Genomic DNA, 19,487 nt, shown 5'->3' with positions numbered 1-19,487 from the left:
TATGAACGATAAAAACAAACTATTTACAGGAATAGATATTGTAAATATAAATAGAATAAAAAAAATTTTATTGACAAAGAAAGATTCTTTTTATAGTAGAATATTTACAGAAAATGAAATAAAATATATATCAAAAGGTGGACATAAAGCTACAACTGTAGGCGGTATATTTGCAGCTAAGGAAGCTGTAAGCAAGGCTCTAGGAACAGGTATATCCACTGTGGAATGGAAAAATATTGAGGTTTTACACGATGGAAGGGGTAAGCCTTATATAAATTTAATTGGAAATGGAAAGTTAAGAATGACTGACCTAGGAATAGAAAGTATGGATTTATCAATTTCCCATGAGGAAGATTATGCCATAGCTTTTGTAGCAGGATACTCTAATATTTCTCCCATTGGAAATATAGATGATTCTATTAAAATGTTATTACCCAAAAGAGAAAAGGAAAGCCATAAGGGAACTTATGGAAAAGTAGGTATAATAGCTGGAAGCAAAGGTATGACGGGCTCAGTGTACTTAGCATCACAGGCGGCTCTTAGGACTGGTTCTGGTCTTGTTTATACAATTGTACCACAAGCTATTGAGACTATAATGAGTATAAAATTAACAGAGGCCATAATAAAACCAGTCAAAGACAATGAAGGATTCTTTTCTAAGGAATCCTTAAATGGTATATTAAATGAAATAAAGGGATTGGATGTAATAGCCATTGGACCAGGTATAGGAGCAGATAAAGATAGATTATATATAATCCAAGAGGTTTTAAAAAATTATACTAAGCCAATAGTAATAGATGCAGATGGAATAAATTCCCTTTCATTTAACTTAAATATTCTCAATAATCACACAAGTTCAATTATTATTACACCGCACCCCAAGGAGTTAGCCAAACTATTAAATAAGAGTACTAGAGATATTCAAGAAAATAGAATTTATTATTCTAAATATATATCTAAGAAATATAATATAATAGTAGTCCTTAAAGGATTTAATACTATTGTGGCCTTGCCTACAGGTGAAATATATATCAATGGTACTGGAAATCCAGGAATGGCTACAGCAGGATCTGGAGATATACTTACAGGAATCATAGCTTCTTTCATCGGTCAAGGAATAAAACCAGAAGATGCGGCAAAACTAGGAGTATTTTGCCATGGGTTGGCTGGAGACTTGGCAAGTTATGAAAAAGGCGAATATGGAATTATAGCTACAGATATTTTAGAAAACATTCCTTATAGTATTAAAAAAATCCTAGAGTAAAGGCTGGTGTAATATTGAAAAGGTTTTTTATATTTATGATAGCTATTACTATTTTACTTACAGGATGTAGTCCCAAGAATAATGAAAATACATTAGATAAAAATAAAAAGCTGCTATCAAAGATAGAAAAAGCTTATGAAAACTATGGTGGATATAAATGCAAGGCCAATATAAGAATAACTTCAGGTGATACGGTTTCAGAATATACAATTGAAGAAAGCTATAATAAATCAAATGATTATAGATTAGAAATCCTAAGCCCTAAAGAAAGTAAAGGCATAGTAATACTAAATACCGATGATAAAATTTTTGTAGAGCATCCATCTATAAATCAATCCATATCATTGGTGGCAATAAAATCTTTAAATAATCAGATGATTGTGGGAGATTTTCTAAACAACTTACAAAATGTAGAAAATATCTCTATAGATGAAATAAATGGAAAGGAGCATATAGTTTTTGAGCTTAAATTAGATGAAAAAAATAAATATAGAGATTTAACTAAGATTTGGGTAAGGAAAAAGGATTTTGTCCCTTATAAATTAAATGTATTAGATCAGAATGGTTTGCTACAGATGGAAATTACTTATGAAGATTTTAAGTTTCTTAAAGACTAATGAGTATTATAAGGAGGACTGTCAAATGTATACCTTAGATGAAATAAGACCAGTATGGGCAGAAATTAACTTAGACAATTTAGCTCATAATATAATGGAAGTACGAAAACACATAAAGGAAAATACATTAGTTACTGCTGTAGTGAAGGCAAATGGTTACGGGCATGGCTCTATAGATATAGCAAGAACATTACTTAATAATGGTGCTGATAGACTGGCTGTTGCCACTGTAGGAGAAGCTATAGAGCTGAGACGTGCAAATATAAATGACAGTATTTTAATATTAGGCTATACATCACCTAATAATTATGAAGCCATATTAAAATATGATTTGATACAAACCATATATAATTATAGTGATGCTAAAAAACTATCTAGTAAGGCAATAGAATTAGGGAAAAAGGCTACTATTCATATTAAAATTGATACTGGAATGGGTCGAATAGGGTTTGAAGCCAATGAAGAAACTGTAGAAGATATATTGAAAATATCCAAACTTCAAAATATATATGTTGAAGGAATATTTTCTCACTTTGCTAAAGCTGATGAATTAGACAAATCCTATTCCACAATACAGTTTAAAAGATATATGGAAATTATAAATAAACTAGAAAACAGGGGATTAAATATAAAAATTAAACATATGTCAAACAGTGCAGGAATTATAGATTTGAGAGATTATGATTTGGATATGGTAAGGGCTGGAATAATGATTTATGGTCTTTATCCTTCAGATGAAGTAAATAAGGAATACATAGTGCTAAAACCAGCAATGGCGTTAAAAACTAAAATAGTGCATTTGAAAACTGTATCCAGGGGAACTGGTATAAGTTATGGGCATACTTTTATAACAGAAAGGGAATCTAAAATTGCAACTATACCTATTGGATATGCAGATGGATTTACAAGACTATTGAGTAATAAGGCAGAGGTTTATATAAGAGGAAAAAGGGCAAAAATAGTAGGAAATATATGTATGGATCAATGTATGATAGATGTAAGTCATATAGAAAACATAGAATTAGGAGATGAAGTAGTTATATTTGGATATGAGAAGGGGCATCCTCATGTTGATGAACTTGGAGCAAAGCTTGGTACAATAAATTATGAGATTATTTGTATGGTAAGTAGAAGAGTACCTAGAGTTTATATATCAGATGGCAAAATTGTGAAAATAAAGGATTATTTACTGGAATAAGGTTTAAAAGGAATAAACAATGAATAGGTTGACATATACAATATAATGAATATATAATTATCTTAGGCTATTTTAAATTTTTATAAGGAATAGGAAGGTTCTACATTTGGATATTTTATAAATAATGAACTTTTCTATCAATAGGTTTCAACAAAAGTTATATTTATACTGCAATTATAAGAATCTGTAATATGGGGGTGGATCTATATGGCTGAGACTAGAAGGATTATGATTAGTTTACCTAATAGCCTCCTTGAGGAAGTTGATGTTATGGTACCGATGGAGTACAAAAATAGGTCTGATTTTGTAATAGAAGCTATGAGACTATTTATCAACGAAAAAAAGAGAATAGAAGTTGCGGAAAAGATGAAAGAAGGGTATAAAGAGATGAGTCAAATAAATTTAACTCTTGCAGAAATAGGGCTAGAGCAAGACATTCTTGATTTAGTAATATATGAAGCAAGACTAACGGGGCGTGAGATATTATGATAGTTAAAAGAGGGGATATATACTATGCAGATTTAAGCCCTGTTATTGGGTCTGAACAGGGGGGAGTAAGGCCAGTTCTTGTTATTCAAAATGATATTGGTAATAAATATAGTCCTACAATTATTATTGCCGCCATTACATCACAGATAAACAAGGCAAAGCTGCCTACTCATGTAGAAATTAATGCTCCAGAATATGGGTTACCGAAGGACTCAGTAGTCCTTCTGGAGCAAATAAGAACAATAGATAAAAAACGGTTACGAGAAAGAATTGGAAGATTCAATGAAGAAATGATGGCAAATGTAGATGAGTGCCTAAAAATAAGCTTAGGGTTAGTAGAACTATAAAAATACATACATATTTAAAATAAGCATTGAATATGCTTATTTTTTTGTTGTTTTTGTAGTATAATGAAGACAGTTAATAGTTAATAGTGAAAAGTGAATAGTTTAAAACCAATGAAAAACAATGGTGTACTTTTGATTACTGAACTATTCACTATTAGTTATCCACTATTCACTAAGAAAAGGGAGGTACATAAAGTGAGTAAATTTAAGAAAGCTTGTGTTGGAGTTAGCTCAGTTATTATTCTTCTAGGGGCTACAGTAGTATTTTCAGAGCCAGGTTCTGAAAGTGATCCATTAGTAAGTCTTAGTTATGTGGAAAAGAAAATAGAACAACTAAAATACTATGTAGACGAAAAAATAGGAAATAAAAATAATGAAAATATGACGGTAAATTCATGGGAAGCAGTTGAAGTGCTGAAAGGACAATCATTAATATGTAAAGATGGTACAGAAATAATTCTAAGGTCTGGTGAAGCCAAAGCAATTGCCATAATAAGCAATGGTATAGAAAATGGACTTACAAATGTAACCATAGGTAAGGATTTAAGAATGGATGAAAACATTCAAGCAAATCACTTACTGATAGTGCCTAGAGATGATGGAAGAGGAGCAAGAGCTACAAAAAATAGTTTTTTCCTAGTGAAAGGAAATTATGAAATTAGATAGGAAGTGAACTTATGGCTAATATAAGAGAATATAAAAATAATGATGAAAAAGAAATAATAGAGTTATTTAATAAAGTCTTTAATACTAATAGGAAAGAAGAATATTGGAACTGGCAATTTATGGAGAACCCTGCTGGAAAATCTGTAATAGTGCTGGCAGAAGATGATTCTAAGATAGTAGGACAGTGTACTCTGTTACCTACTGTAATGTTAGTTAGAGGAGAAGAAGTATTAGCAGGACAATCAATAGACACCATGATAAATGAGGATTATAGAGGCAAAGGTATACATAAAGAACTTGCCAATAAATCTTACGAAATAGGTGTAAATAACAACATAGAGTTTAGGTTCGGATTTCCTTCAAAAATGGCCCTAAGAGGTTTACTAGGTGGTATTGGTGGATCCTTTGTAGCAGATATCCCTCTTTTCACAAATTATTATAGGTTAGATAATATTCTATTAAATATTGTAAAAATAAAATTTCTAGCAAAAATATTATCCATACCTTTACATGGTCTAATTAAATTTGTATATAAGGAACAAAAAATAAAGATAAAAGAAAACTATATAATTAAAGAAATAGATGAATTTGATGAAGATTTTGATAATCTATGGAACAAGATTAAATCAGATAGTCCTATAATGACTAAAAGAGATAGCAAATTTTTAAATTGGAGAATAAAGAATCATCCAAATATAGATTATAAAACCTTTGGTGCTTATTTAGATAATGAATTAGTAGGATATATAATTACTAAAATTGAAAAAAGAGAAATAAGAAATAACCCTAATATAAGACTTGGCAGTATGGTAGATATTGTGGGAATCAACGAAGATACAGTAGCTGCTTTATATTTTAAAGCAAAGGAATATTTTAAAAGTCAAAATACAGATTTAGTAGCAACATGGGCATCAGAATCCATGCAGTATAGAGGATTACTAGTGAAATTAGGATTTGTTAAGACTAGAAGCACTATACCTTTTGTTGTGAAAAACCTTACTGAAAATCAGGATTTAGAAAAATTTATTTTAGATGAAAAGAATTGGTATATAATGCCTATAGAGTCAGATTTTTATTAGGAAGTGATTGTATGATAAGAAAATTAATTAAGATGTTGCTTAAATACCCTATTATGTTTATAAATCGTATATATCTATGGTTTTATTTTAAGGGAAGTAAAATTAATGATGATTATATAGAAATAATTCCTAAAGGGAATGAAAAAATCCTTGTATTGTCTCCCCATGTAGATGATGAAACCATTGGTTTAGGTGGGACTATTATTAAATATCATAACTCAGGAAGCAAAATGTCCTTAGTATATTTAACTGATGGAAGTGGAAGCACTAGTTATAAATCTAAAGAAGAGACAGCCAAGGAAAGAATGGAAGAAGGATATAAGATTAAAGAAAGCTATGGATTTCACAGTATCTACTTTTTAGAAAAAGTAGATGGAACTTTGGATTCTAAGGATAAAAACCTGATTGAAGAAATCTTAGAAATTTTAAATAAGGAAAAACCAGATATTATTTTCAGTCCTTTTTTAATTGATGGAAATATAGACCATGTAGAAACTACAAAAACTTTAGAAAAAGCTTTAAAAATATGGAATGAACAATTTGAAAACATATATCTATATGGAGTAAATAGTTTAATAGACCCTAAAATCATTAACAGAACCAGTTTCTTAGATGAAAAAATATATAAGGAGAAACTAAGTAAGTTTGATATTTTTCAATCACAGTGGGCAATGGGATTTAGTGCTTTTAACTTATTAGATAGAAGAAGAGCATTGATGTATAAAAAAAGCTACGCTGTTGAAAACTTTGTAAGTGTAAATTATATGATATTAAAAGAAATAATAGATAAGCTAGAAAAAGAAAAGTTTAATCCACAGATATTCAAGCAAATAAGTAGTGAATTTACTTTAATTTATGCAATTATGAAATCAAAAGAAGAAAAGAAAATTTATAACAAGTCAGTAAAAGAAATATTAGAAAATAAAGATAGGAGGTAGCTCCCACGGAGCATATTAAAATGAAAGTACTTCATCTAATCAGTGGGGGAGATACAGGTGGTGCTAAGACCCATATAATCTCTCTAATAAAAGCAATAGACAAGTTAATAGATGCCAAAATCATATGTTTTATTGAAGATACCTTCTATCATGATGCTAAAGCTACTGGTATTCCCATAGAAGTATTTAAACAAAAGAGTAGATTTGATATGTCAGTAGTAGGTAGGTTGGCAGAAGAAGTAGAAAAACAAGGATATGATATTATTCACTGTCATGGGGCTAGGGCTAATTTCATTGGTATGTTTTTAAAGTTAAAGGTAAAGAAACCCTTTATTACAACAATCCATAGTGATTACGAATTGGATTTTAAAGATAATTTTTATAAGAAAATCATTTTCACCACATTAAATAAATTTGCTCTTCAAAGATTCAAATATTTTATTGCAATTTCTGATACCTTTAAAGATATGTTGGTTCAAAGAGGATTTAAGAAGGACAGAATATTTACTGCATATAATGGTATAGATTTAGACAGCAGTATGGAATATCTCTCCAAAGAAGAATTTTTTCAAAGACATGAAATTGATTACAAAGGAGAGACCGTAGTAGGAATTGCAGCAAGATTGGATTTAGTAAAAGACCATGAAACCTTTATTAGAGCAGCTTCAAATGTGTTGCAGAAAAGAAAAGATGTTATATTTCTAATTGCAGGAGATGGAAATGAGAGACAAAGACTAATGTCATTGGCTAAGGAGTTAAAGGTAGAAGAAAATCTACATTTTTTAGGTTACATAAAAGACCCAAATTCATTTTTTAATGCCATAGATATAAATGCCTTAACTTCAGTTAGTGAATCCTTTCCCTATGCAATATTAGAAGGGGCAAGGCTTAAAAAGACAATAATATCCACCAATGTAGGAGGAATAAGTAAACTAATAGAAGATGGTAAAAATGGATATTTAGTTGATGTAGGAGATATAGAAGCTTTAAGCAATAGAATAATAGATTTAGTAGAGAATAAAGAAAAAATTCAAAATATGGGTGAAAATCTATTTAATAAAGTAAAAGAAATGTATTCATCAGAAGCTATGGCGAGAGAGCATCTAAAAATCTATGAGAAGATATTAAATAATAGTGGATTAAGAGATTCAATTCTTTTATCTGGATATTATGGATTTGATAATAGTGGTGATGATGCTATACTAAAGGCAATAGTAAAAGATATTAAAGCCTATAATAAAGATATAAGTATAAATGTACTCTCTAATAATCCTGCAAAAACTGAAGAGATATATAATGTAAATGCAGTAAATAGATTTGAATTTAAAAAAGTATATAAGGCTATGAAGAACTCCACTCTATTTATTTCAGGTGGTGGGTCTTTATTACAGGACATAACCAGCACAAGGTCCTTACTATATTATCTATCAACAATAAGGTTGGCAAAATTATATAATAAGCCTGTAATGGTATATGCCAATGGAATAGGACCTATTAAAAAGAAGCTAAATAGAATTTTAACTAGAAGTACATTGAATAAAGTTGATTTAATTACTCTTAGAGATAAGGATTCTGAAGATTTTATTAAGGTCTTAGGAGTAAAGAATAAAAATATAGTAGTAACAGCAGACCCAGTATTTACTTTAGAACCAGCTCCAGAACCTAGGATACAAGAAATATTTGAGAAAGAAGAAATACCTAGACATAAAAAGTTTATTGGAATTTCAGTGAGAAAGTGGAAAGATAATGAGAATTTAATTAAGGTTATGGCGGAAGCCATAGATTATATAGTAGAGAAGTATGATGTAAATGTGATTTTGATACCTATGCACTATCCAGAGGATTTAGAAATAAGTCTTGATATAAATAGTATGGTTAGGAAAAATGGTTCTTATGTAATAAAGGAGAAATATGGTGTAGAGGAGATAATGGGGATAATAAGAGAATTAGAAATAATTGTTGCCATGAGACTTCATTCCTTAATTTATGCAGCAACTCAAGAGATACCTATGGTAGGTTTATCTTATGATCCAAAAGTTGATGGAATCTTACGTTCTCTAGATATGGATTATATATGTAGTATTGAGACTTTATCATATGATGATTTATTAGAAAAAATAGATTATATATGGAATAATCGAACCAATCTCAATAAACATTTAAAAGAACAGCATAAGGAGCTAGAAGAAAAAGCATTATCTAATGTGGAAATGGCGTTAGATTTAATAAAAAAGTAGGTGATTGTAATTAAAACTTTAGAAATATTTGGAGTAAAAATATATAATACAACTTTACAAGAGGCAACATTACAATTAGAAGAATATCTTAAAGGAGAAAAATCAAAAGCTATTTACACCCCTAATACAGAAATTGTAATGGTTGCAAAGGATGATGAAAGTCTTAAAGATTTAATTAATAGGGGTGATCTAATAGTACCAGATGGAATAGGGTTAATATATGCTTCTAGAATTAAAAAAAAGCCATTACAAGAAAGAGTAACAGGATTTGATTTATCTATAAATTTACTTAAAATAGCCAATGAAAACTCCTATAGTATTTATTTTTTTGGTGGAAAAGATGGAGTTGCTAAAATGGCAGCGGAAAATGTAAAAAAGGATTATCCAAATATTAGAATAGCAGGACACCATCATGGGTATTTTAAAGGTATCCATGTGGGATATGAGAACCATGAAGAAGAAGTAAAAGTTATAGATAATATTAATTCTTTAAATCCAGATATAATATTTGTAGGATTAGGATTTCCTAAACAGGAAATTTGGATAGATGCCAATAAAGACAAGATTAAGGCAAAGGTAATCATAGGAAATGGCGGAGTAATGGATATATTAGCTGGAAACTCTAAAAGAGCCCCTGAAATATATCAGAAATTAGGACTTGAGTGGTTGTATAGATTAGTTAAAGAACCTTCAAGAATAAAACGACAAATAGTTTTACCAAAGTTCATGCTAAAAGTATTATTTTCTAAAGACATTATAAAGTAGGAAGGGGAATTTTATGAACAACGGCCACAAATGGTATAAAACTTTATTTTCTTATATTTTAATAACTATAGGGGTATTTTTGATGTCAGTATCCTTACTATATTTTCTTGCACCAAATACCATAGCTCCAGGGGGAGTTACAGGTTTTGCTGTAGTTTTAGAGAAGGTATCTAAAGTCCCTATATATTTAACAAACTTGGCTATAAACATTCCATTGTTTCTCTTAGGTGCAAAAACATTAGGAAAAGATACAGCTATAAAAACATTATATGCAACATTTTTATTATCCTTATTTTTAAAATTTTTAAAACCAACAGTTTTAACTCATGACTTCTTACTGTCCTCCATATTTGGGGGAGTATTAATGGGTATAGGACTAGGTATAGTCTTTAAATTTGGAGGAACTACGGGTGGAACAGACTTAGCAGGTTCTATTTTAAATAAAAAATTTCCAAATTTAAGCGTAGCCACATTTATGACTATGATTGATTTTTGTGTAGTTATATTTGCAGGTATCGTTGAGAAAAATATTGAAATATCCCTATATTCAGTTATAGCCATGTTTGTTATAATGAAAGTAATAGATATGATTTTAGAAGGAATTGGATATTTAAAGGGATTTTATATTGTTACAGATATGCCTGAAGAAGTAAGTCAAAGACTTATGGTAGAAATTGATAGAGGGGTTACTGCTCTTAAAGGAAAAGGTATGTATACAAAGGCGGATAAAGATGTTTTGCTATGTGTAGTTAGCAGATCTCAGTTTAGTAAGGTAAAAGAAATAGTAAAAGAAGTAGATCCATTTGCATTTATTATGGTATCTGAAATGTCTGAAGTAGTAGGTGAAGGATTTACAGATGAAAAGAAAAAATAGGAGGTAGATAGGAAAATGGAATTAAAAGAAATAGCTCGAAAAATAAGAGTTGATATTATTGAAATGTTAGAAGAATCACAATCAGGACACCCTGGAGGTTCATTGTCAGCAGTTGAAATATTAACAGCATTATACTTCAAGGAAATGAATATAGATACTTCTAATCCAAAATGGGAGGATAGAGATAGATTTGTACTTTCAAAGGGTCATGGTACACCAGTATTATATGGTACTTTAGCAGAAAGAGGATTTTTTCCTAAGGAAGAACTGAAGAACTTTAGAAAAATGGGTTCTATACTACAGGGACATCCTGATATGAAGGAAATACCAGGGGTTGATATGACCACAGGTTCTTTAGGACAAGGTTTGGCTGCTGCAAATGGCATGGCTTTAGCAGGTAAACTGAATAATAAGGATTATAGAGTATATGGAGTAATAGGAGATGGAGAATGTCAAGAGGGTCTAATATGGGAGGCTGCAATGCTTTCAGCTCACTATAAACTAGACAATATTACAGTGTTTTTAGACCATAACGGACTTCAAATAGATGGATCTAATAAAGATATAATGAATATTGAACCAATAGATGAAAAGTTTAAATCATTTGGATGGAATGTATTGACCATAGATGGTCACTCTATAGATGAAATACTTGAATCAATAGAGAAGGCAAAAGCAACTAAAGATAAACCAACAATAATAATAGCTAAAACTTCTAAGGGAAAAGGAGTATCATTTATGGAAAATCAAGTAGGTTGGCATGGAAAAGCTCCATCAAAAGAAGAAGCTCAAAAAGCCTTAGAAGAATTAGGAGGTGCTAAATAATGATTGCAACTAGAGATGCCTATGGAGAAGCTTTGAAAGAATTAGGTGGAATAAATGAGGATATTGTAGTATTAGATGCAGATCTTTCTGGTTCTACAAAAACATCCGTATTTGCAAAGTCTTTCCCTGAAAGATTTTTTAATGTAGGTATAGCAGAGCAAAATTTAATAGGTACAGCAGCAGGACTTGCTACAGCTGGAAAGATTCCTTTTGCAAGTACTTTTGCTATGTTTGCAACAGGACGTGCCTTTGAAATCATAAGGAACTCCGTATGTTATCCAAACTTAAATGTAAAAATAGCTGCAACCCATGCAGGGTTAACAGTAGGAGAAGATGGGGCAACTCATCAGGCATTAGAAGATATTAGTTTAATGAGGTCTTTACCTAATATGGTGGTTTTAAGCCCAGCAGATGGTATAGAAGCGAAACAATGTATATATGAGGCAGCTAAACATTATGGACCAGTATATATAAGACTTGGGAGAGCAAAGACTCCAGTAATATTTGATGAAAATTATAAATTTGAAATAGGTAAAGGTGTAGAACTAAAAGAAGGAACAGATGTAACGATTATAGCTACAGGAGTCATGGTAGAAAGAGCCTTAACTGCTTCAGAAAAGCTTTTGGAAGAAGGGATTAAAGCGAGAGTTATAAATATGTCTACCATAAAACCTATAGATAAAGATATTATAATAAAAGCTGCTAAAGAAACTAAAGCTATAGTAACAGTTGAAGAACATAGTATAATAGGTGGATTAGGTAGTGCAGTAGCAGAAGTAGTAGTTGAGAATCAGTTAGTTCCTATGGTTAGAATTGGTACTATGGATACCTTTGGTGAATCAGGAGACGGTTTTGAATTACTTGATAAATATGGTCTTAGTGTAGATAATATAGTTCAAAATGTAAAGAAGATGATATAATATAAAGGCCTCTAATTATTAGAGGTCTTTATATTATAAAATATGAGGTGAAGATTAATGGTAAAGAGAAAGCAGATAGAAGAATTATACTATATAAGGGCTATAGCTGCACTGGGTATACTAATTATTCATGGAACAGGTGTATTTGCTGTAAATTCTACATTTAATTCTAAGGCAATGTATTTAGGAATATTTTTTAATCAATTTTTTAGATTTGGTTCCCCCGTATTTATGATGATTTCAGGGTTAGTATTATTTTATAACTATAGAAGTAGAGAAGAATTTAATGTAAAAAAGTTTTATACTAAAAAGGTTTTATATATTCTGATACCATATATAATATGGTCATCAATATATTTTCTTTATAGATGTTATATTTCAGGTATTTCTTTTAGTATTAATCAGATACCAATATTATTTAAGGAAATAATATTTGGAACAGCATTTCCACATCTATATTTTATAGTTTTAATATTTCAGTTCTATATAATATTACCGCTATTAATAAGATATTTAACTAAACCAATGCAAGAAAATCCAATTAAATTATTTTTTATAACTTTTATACTTCAAGCCATGATACTTATATATGGAAGATATTTTAAAAATTATAATACAGCAGGAATAGTAGGATACTTTAATCTTTATTATTGGAAGAGCATATTTGGATGGTTTTTCTATTTTATAGCTGGAGGTATTTTAGGGTTAAACTACGAAAAAATAGAAAATTACATTGAAAGAAATATTAAACTATTATTTATTGTTTATATTGGAGTTATGTGTGTTTATGTAGGACAAGTATATTATAATATATTTCTAAATGGAGGTAGGGATTATTATGATAACTTTGGATCCATAAGACCTGAAACCATGATCTATACCTTAGCTACTATGCCAATATTAATGTGGGTTACAAAGAGAATGGTAGGAAAGTTTAATATAATAAAAACCTTTGGAACTTATTCCTTAGGAATATACTTTGCACATCCTATAGTTTTAGAGGAAATAAAATATAAGATATTTAGTAAATTTCCTGCTGCCTTAGGATATAGCAGACTTAGTTCTTTATTAATATTAGTATTTTTAGGAATAATTTTTACCTTCCTCTTGGTACTGTTAATTGCAACATTGAAAAACAGATGGCTTTTACTAGGTAGAATACCGAAATTTAATATTAAATTAAGGAGAAATACAACCTTAGTTAATATAAATGATTAAATAATTATACATAATCCAGTCCATTTAGGAATATTAATGATATAAGATTAATTACTTGGAGGGATTGGAGTGAAAAGAAATTATATTATAGCCTTGGCAATTATTTTGATTATTGGAGCTTTATTTATACCTAAGATGATAAAAGGAAATGATGAACAAATAAAGTTTAAAGTAGTAAAAGAGGAGGAAATTCCAGAGAAGATTTCTGAAATGCTGCCAAAGTATTTAATTGAGGAAAGAGCCTTAACCTGTAAATATAGAGATGAAATTTATGTAGTGGTAACTAGGGGAGAAAAGAATTCTAAAGGATATTTAGTAGAGATAGACCAAATAATGAAAGAAAAATATTCAAAAGAAGTATTTGATATAGTAGTTTATGCAAAGTTTACTGATCCAGATCCTAATGAAATAGTGGAGCAAGAATATGATTATCCATATATAGTAGTCAAAACTAATTTGAAAAATATGCCAGAAGAAGTTCATTTAGATATAGAATACAATGAATAAAACCTATAACTAAAATTATAAATCTTATGGATTAGTTTATACTTTAGGTATAGTATAGATAGAAAATAAAGTCTAATATTATAAAATAAAAAGGATAGAGAAATCTATCCTTTTTTCATTGCAAAGTTTTTGTAAACAATTTTAGAAATTAGAATACATTAAATTAGGAAATAATGTATAATTAGAATAGTTATCTACGGAGGTGAATCATAATGTTAGAAAAATATATAGTTCCAATTGAGAAATTGAGAAACCAATGTGATCCAAATATATTTCCATATGAAACTACAGAAGAATGCGTAGAATCTAGAGATCTTATTGGGCAAGATAGAGCCATGGAAGCTATAAAATATGGGATTTCTATGAAAAGAAAAGGATATAATATTTATGTATCAGGATTTACAGGTACAGGAAGAAACTCCTATTCTTATTTAATTGCAAAGGAATTCGCAAAGGAAAAACCAATACCTAAAGACTGGTGTTATGTATATAATTTTAAAAAAGCTAATTGTCCCAAAGCTATAAGTTTAGAGCCAGGAGAAGGAATAAATTTTAAACAAGAAATAGAATCTGCAATTAAAAATATAGATATTGAAATACCAAAAGCTTTGAATTCAAAACTTTATGAAGATAGTAAAAATGCAGTATTCAATGAGAATAAAAAATTAGCCGAATCCATACTTCAAGAATTAAATCAATTTGCTAAAAAATATAATTTTGTATTTAAACAAACAGACCAAGGACTTCTCAGTATACCCTTAGTTGGAAATAGACCTATGTCAGATGAAGAACTTGATGAATTAACAGATGAAGAAATAGAAGTATTAGGTAATATATCCATAGAGTTAACTCAAAAATCTTATGATTATATTAAAGGAATAAAGGCTGTTGAATCAAAACTTAAAAATGAAATAAAAAAATTAAAAGAAGAACAGGTCACATTAGTAGTGACTACTTTTATAGGACCAATACAAGTAAGATATAGAGAGAATATTGATATATTTAAATTTCTTTTAGAAATTAAAGAGGATATAGTAAAGAATTATGAAATGTTCTTAGTTGATGAAGAAGAAGATTATATGGAAAAAATATTTTTTCAGGGAAATAAGAAGGAGGATTTTCTGAAAAGATATTTTATAAATTTATTTATAGATAATAGTCAAACTAAAGGCTCTCCTGTAATTAGAGAGATGAACCCAAACTATTATAATTTATTTGGTAAAATAGAATATGCAAATGAAATGGGTGTTGCAAAAACAGACCATACTAGAATCAAATCAGGTTCCATGCACGAAGCAAATGGTGGATATATAATAATCCAAGCGAAAGATATTTTACAAAATAAATTTTCATGGGATGGATTAAAAAGAACCTTAACTACAGAAAAGTTAAAAATAGAAAATGTACTTGGATTGGATATAGCTTCAGAAACTTTAAATCCAGAGCCAATACCTTTAGATATAAAGGTAATAATAGTAGGAGATTATTTAACATATCATATATTATATTCTTATGATGAAGAATTTAAGAAATTGTTTAGAATAAGAGCAGATTTTGATACTGAAATGGAAAGAACATATGAAAATATTATAAAAATAGGCTCTTTTGTAGCTTATCAATGTAAGAAAGAGAACTTACTTCCATTTCATAGGGATGCTCTAGGAGCTATTATAGATATAAGCAGTAGAATCGCAGATGAAAAAAATAAATTAACATCCGGATTTAATGAATTAGTAGAAATAATATATGAAGCAGATGGATGGGCTAGAAGTGAATTTAAAAAAATAGTAGGTAAAGAAGATGTAAAAAAAGCAATTCTAAAAAAACAATATAGAAACAACTCTTATGAAGAAAGAGTTTTAGAATTAATTAATAATGGTACTATTTTAATAGACATAGAAGGAGAAAAGGTAGGGGAAATCAATGGATTGTCGGTAATTGACTTAGGTCAGTATTCCTTTGGAAGACCGACTAAAATAACAGCAAATACTTACTATGGTAAAGATGGAATAATAAATATTGAAAAAGAGGCAGAACAAAGTGGAAATATACATGATAAAGGCGTATTAATTATGAGTGGATATTTAGGTGAAAAATATGCCAAAAACATTCAATTATCCATGACTGCAAGTATTACCTTTGAACAATCCTATGATGGTATAGATGGAGACAGTGCTTCAAGTACAGAACTATATGCTATACTGTCTAGCTTAGGTGATGTTCCCATAAAACAAGGAATAGCAGTAACAGGTTCTGTAAATCAAAAGGGAATAATTCAGCCTATAGGTGGAGTAAATGAGAAAATAGAAGGATTTTATAATGTGTGTAAATTAAAAGGATTGAAAGGTGATAAAGGAGTAATAATTCCAAGAATAAATGTGGAAAATTTAATGCTAAATGATGAAGTAATAAATGCTGTAAAGTCAGGAATGTTTACTATATATGCTGTGAATACTATTGATGAAGGAATAGAAATATTAACAGGTATAAAAGCAGGACAGCTAAATGAAGATGGAGAATACGAAGAAAATACTATAAATCACTATGTACAGGAAAAGTTAATATACTATTCTATGTTAAGTCAAGATTTTGGGGAAGAATAGATAAAGTAGATATATGAAATAGTCTGGTGAAAATCACCAGACTATTGAATTTCAAAAGGTTTAAAAACTATATTCATAGTATTCGTATCCTTATTTATATTGACTTCTGAATCTACTTCATATAAAACTTTAATTAGTTTTTTTGTTAATACTTCTTTTGGAGTGCCATAGTCTATTATTTCACCTGATTTCATTGCATAAATCTTATCACAATATAGAGCAGCTATATTTAAATCATGAATTGCAGATATTACTGTAATTTCTAAACTTTTAGCAATAGACATAAATTGAAGCTGGTATTTTATATCTAAATGATTTGTTGGTTCATCTAAAATCAAACATTTTGTTTCTTGAGCTAATGCTCTTGCTAAAATAACCCTTTGTTTTTCTCCTCCCGATAGACTATTAAAACTTCTATCAGAAAAATTGGTCATTCCAACTTTTTCCAAGGATTCTAAAGCTATTTTATAGTCATTTGGATTATCCCTTTCCATAAACTTTTTATGGGGAGTTCTTCCTATTAGAACCATATCTATTACAGAAAAGTCAAAATCTGAATCATTATGTTGTGCTACTACTGCTATTTTTTTAGCTGTTTCTTTTAATGAAATATCATCTATATTTTTATCATCTATATAAATAGTTCCTGAGTTTGGCCTTAAAGTTCTATATAAAGCTTTAAGTAAAGTACTTTTGCCACTTCCATTTGGACCTATTATCCCTACGAATTCCTTATTTTTAATATGTAGACTTAAATCATTTAAAATTTTCTTTCCACCTAAATATACCACTAAATTTTTAGATGACATTTCCATTATCTGCCACCTCCAAATCCATAGGATTTACTAATCATTAAATATATGAAAATTGGAGTTCCTATCATAGATATTAAAATTCCTATGGGAAGTTCACTTCCAGGAATAATGATTCTGGAAAGCACATCTGCCCATATTAGAAATATTGATCCAGATAAAGCATTTATAAATATTATTTTCTTATGGTCTGTTCCAAATAATATCCTTACTATATGTGGAATTATTAATCCAACAAATCCTATTATTCCAGATGAATAAACTATGAGCCCTATTATTAAAGAAGTTACTAATAGATATATTTGACGATATATATGGAGATCTTTTCCCAAAGTAATAGAAACTTCATCTCCAAGTAACATTAAATTTAAAGTTCTATATTGTGTTATGAAAAATACTACAGCAATTAAAATTATTGGAAATATAAATTTTATAGTATCCCAATTTGCTCCTGCTAAACTACCCATTATCCAGTCAGTAATACTTCTAAGCCTTTCTTTATCATCAGTATAATATATTATAAAGCTTGAAAAGGCAGAACAAAGGGAACTAAGTGCCATACCTGATAACAATAATTTTGTAGAATTTGCTTTACTGTTTATATTTGACATTACCATTACTAAAATTGAAATTATAAAGGCACCTATAAAAGCACAGATTCCAACGTAATTAGAGCCTAAGAAGGACCCGACTCCTAACATAATGGCAATGGTAGCCCCTAAATATGCTCCTGAAGATACTCCCAATATATACGGATCTGCCAATGGATTTTTTACTACTGCCTGCATGATTAGACCTGATATGGAAAGTCCCATTCCAACACAGGTGGCAAGGATTATTCTAGGAAGTCTAATAAACCATACAATATCAATAGCTGAACTACTTGGTAAGCTTTCTTCAGTTCCTATATCAAATAATTTATAGAAAATTATTTGATATATATCTTTAGCTGATATATCTACAGAACCCATAGTTACAGATGTTAATATGGAAAAAATTAGTGTAAGTATTAAAAGAAGAGTAACGCCTACATAAATAGACGTTCCCTTAAATAATCCTTGATTATTATTTTTTTTAACAAGTTTTTCTTTCATAGTGACTCCTAGTTAAGCTCTGGATATAAGCCTTTGCTTATGGATATTATACCATCTAAGGTTCTTATACCACTTGCAAAAACTTCACTTAACATAATAGAGTGTACCCTATTATTTTGTATAGCTGATATACTTGATAATGCTGGATTTTCCATTATAGATTGTAAAGCCGTATCTCTATCTATGGCATCTCCATAATAAACAGTAAATATAACTTCAGGATTAAGATTTACTAGATCCTCTGCACCAATTCTACCATTTTCTTTTGCTACTAAATCTGCTCCAACTAAAGTGGCAATATTTCCTCCAATACTGTCTTCTCCATAAATTCTAAAAGTATTTTCTTTTCCTATTTCTAAAATAACTGTTTTTACTGGTTCTCTATCTTTTCCAAATTCTTTGGCTTTTTCGATTTCAGCCTTCATATTATCAACTATGGCCTTTGCTTTATCCTCTACATTAAAGATTTTTCCCATATTTAATATATCATTATATTCATTTTCAATAGAATCTGGTTTAGAAACTCCGCTATTTTGTGCCATATAAGTATTTATATTTCTTTCATGCCAAAATCCAACATCTCCAAGTCTCTTTTCCCCAAAAAAAGAATACCAGCTTAATATAAAATTTGCTTCAAGTCCTATAACTTCTTCTTTTGTAGGAACATTATCGTAATATTTTACTTTACTAAAGGCTTCTTTATATTCATCTTTTACATCATGGTCAAGTCCTGCTGCCGCCACTATTTTATCCTCAAGACCTAATGCTAACAATGTTTCAATGGAGTTTTGATATACAGCTACTACTTTTTCTGGTGTTTTTTCAAAAGTAATTTCTATAGGTTCTTTTTCATAATTATATGTGGTTATGATTACTGGATAGTGTTCATTTTTAACTTCTGTACTTTCCACGGTATCTTCCACAATTACATTTTCATCTTTAACTTCTTCAGATTTCTTATCACAACCTGTAATACTAAACATTATTGCTGTTGCTAAAAATATACTTAAAAACTTTTTCATTCTGTTTCCCCC

General features: G+C 29.5%; 19 protein-coding genes. 16 read left to right on the top strand and 3 right to left on the bottom strand.

The annotated features are described in order from the left end of the window. Position 1: 1 nt before the first annotated feature. The 16 genes from FYJ83_RS05775 (at position 2) to FYJ83_RS05705 (ending at position 16,547) form a co-directional block, all read left to right on the top strand. Entirely contained in the window at positions 2-1,264 is a 1,263-nt protein-coding gene (locus FYJ83_RS05775; protein ID WP_154439384.1) for an NAD(P)H-hydrate dehydratase, read from the top strand. A 14-nt stretch (positions 1,265-1,278) separates the two neighbouring features. Next, positions 1,279-1,881, top strand: coding sequence for a LolA family protein (locus FYJ83_RS05770; protein ID WP_154439383.1), 603 nt, complete (start codon positions 1,279-1,281; stop codon positions 1,879-1,881). 25 nt (positions 1,882-1,906) lie between these two features. Continuing rightward, positions 1,907-3,079 (top strand): alanine racemase, encoded by a 1,173-nt coding sequence (gene alr / locus FYJ83_RS05765; protein ID WP_154439382.1) that lies wholly within the window; start codon positions 1,907-1,909, stop codon positions 3,077-3,079. A gap of 207 nt (positions 3,080-3,286) precedes the next feature. Next, positions 3,287-3,568, top strand: coding sequence for a CopG family ribbon-helix-helix protein (locus FYJ83_RS05760; RefSeq protein ID WP_154439381.1), 282 nt, complete (start codon positions 3,287-3,289; stop codon positions 3,566-3,568). Further along, positions 3,565-3,915 carry a type II toxin-antitoxin system PemK/MazF family toxin gene (locus tag FYJ83_RS05755; protein ID WP_154439380.1) on the top strand — a complete coding sequence of 117 codons (351 nt, stop codon included), beginning with the start codon at positions 3,565-3,567 and terminating at the stop codon, positions 3,913-3,915. Before FYJ83_RS05760 ends, FYJ83_RS05755 begins: the two co-directional genes overlap by 4 nt. A 195-nt stretch (positions 3,916-4,110) precedes the next feature. Beyond that, positions 4,111-4,581, top strand: coding sequence for a hypothetical protein (locus tag FYJ83_RS05750; RefSeq protein WP_154439379.1), 471 nt, complete (start codon positions 4,111-4,113; stop codon positions 4,579-4,581). Between the two features lie 11 nt (positions 4,582-4,592). After that, positions 4,593-5,660: a GNAT family N-acetyltransferase gene (locus FYJ83_RS05745; RefSeq protein ID WP_154439378.1), complete on the top strand. Its 1,068-nt coding sequence runs from the start codon at positions 4,593-4,595 to the stop codon at positions 5,658-5,660. A gap of 11 nt (positions 5,661-5,671) precedes the next feature. Beyond that, positions 5,672-6,598 carry a PIG-L deacetylase family protein gene (locus FYJ83_RS05740; RefSeq protein ID WP_154439377.1) on the top strand — a complete coding sequence of 309 codons (927 nt, stop codon included), beginning with the start codon at positions 5,672-5,674 and terminating at the stop codon, positions 6,596-6,598. A gap of 20 nt (positions 6,599-6,618) precedes the next feature. After that, a complete protein-coding gene (csaB, locus tag FYJ83_RS19905; protein WP_229768503.1) occupies positions 6,619-8,835 on the top strand; it encodes a polysaccharide pyruvyl transferase CsaB in 2,217 nt (738 codons plus the stop codon). Positions 8,836-8,844: 9 nt separating this feature from the next. Continuing rightward, positions 8,845-9,600 carry a WecB/TagA/CpsF family glycosyltransferase gene (locus tag FYJ83_RS19625; protein WP_412034777.1) on the top strand — a complete coding sequence of 252 codons (756 nt, stop codon included), beginning with the start codon at positions 8,845-8,847 and terminating at the stop codon, positions 9,598-9,600. 13 nt (positions 9,601-9,613) lie between these two features. Then, a complete protein-coding gene (locus FYJ83_RS05730; RefSeq protein ID WP_154439376.1) occupies positions 9,614-10,474 on the top strand; it encodes a YitT family protein in 861 nt (286 codons plus the stop codon). Between the two features lie 15 nt (positions 10,475-10,489). Next, positions 10,490-11,299: a transketolase gene (locus tag FYJ83_RS05725; RefSeq protein WP_154439375.1), complete on the top strand. Its 810-nt coding sequence runs from the start codon at positions 10,490-10,492 to the stop codon at positions 11,297-11,299. Further along, on the top strand, positions 11,299-12,219 hold the full coding sequence (locus tag FYJ83_RS05720; RefSeq protein WP_154439374.1) for a transketolase family protein: 921 nt from the start codon (positions 11,299-11,301) through the stop codon (positions 12,217-12,219). Before FYJ83_RS05725 ends, FYJ83_RS05720 begins: the two co-directional genes overlap by 1 nt. 57 nt (positions 12,220-12,276) lie before the next feature. Beyond that, entirely contained in the window at positions 12,277-13,437 is a 1,161-nt protein-coding gene (locus FYJ83_RS05715; protein ID WP_154439373.1) for an acyltransferase, read from the top strand. Between the two features lie 69 nt (positions 13,438-13,506). Continuing rightward, positions 13,507-13,944, top strand: coding sequence for a protease complex subunit PrcB family protein (locus tag FYJ83_RS05710; RefSeq protein WP_216585482.1), 438 nt, complete (start codon positions 13,507-13,509; stop codon positions 13,942-13,944). Between the two features lie 212 nt (positions 13,945-14,156). Further along, on the top strand, positions 14,157-16,547 hold the full coding sequence (locus FYJ83_RS05705) for a Lon protease family protein (RefSeq protein WP_154439372.1): 2,391 nt from the start codon (positions 14,157-14,159) through the stop codon (positions 16,545-16,547). Positions 16,548-16,588: 41 nt separating this feature from the next. Here FYJ83_RS05705 and FYJ83_RS05700 read toward each other — a convergent pair whose 3' ends face one another. From FYJ83_RS05700 to FYJ83_RS05690, 3 genes are read right to left on the bottom strand one after another with little or no spacing between them, the layout of a single operon-like run. Continuing rightward, entirely contained in the window at positions 16,589-17,362 is a 774-nt protein-coding gene (locus FYJ83_RS05700; RefSeq protein ID WP_154439371.1) for an ABC transporter ATP-binding protein, read from the bottom strand. Continuing rightward, positions 17,362-18,453: a FecCD family ABC transporter permease gene (locus FYJ83_RS05695; RefSeq protein ID WP_154439370.1), complete on the bottom strand. Its 1,092-nt coding sequence runs from the start codon at positions 18,451-18,453 to the stop codon at positions 17,362-17,364. Before FYJ83_RS05695 ends, FYJ83_RS05700 begins: the two co-directional genes overlap by 1 nt. A gap of 8 nt (positions 18,454-18,461) precedes the next feature. After that, the gene (locus tag FYJ83_RS05690; protein WP_229768500.1) at positions 18,462-19,475 is read right to left on the bottom strand and encodes an ABC transporter substrate-binding protein; all 1,014 of its coding nucleotides are present in this window, start codon (positions 19,473-19,475) and stop codon (positions 18,462-18,464) included. Positions 19,476-19,487: the final 12 nt, after the last annotated feature.

Origin of the sequence: Tissierella pigra (assembly GCF_009695605.1) — a bacterium.
GTDB lineage: Bacteria > Bacillota > Clostridia > Tissierellales > Tissierellaceae > Tissierella > Tissierella pigra.
The sequence above is the reverse complement of the archived record's forward strand: the minus strand, read 5'-3'. Positions and strand labels throughout refer to the sequence as shown.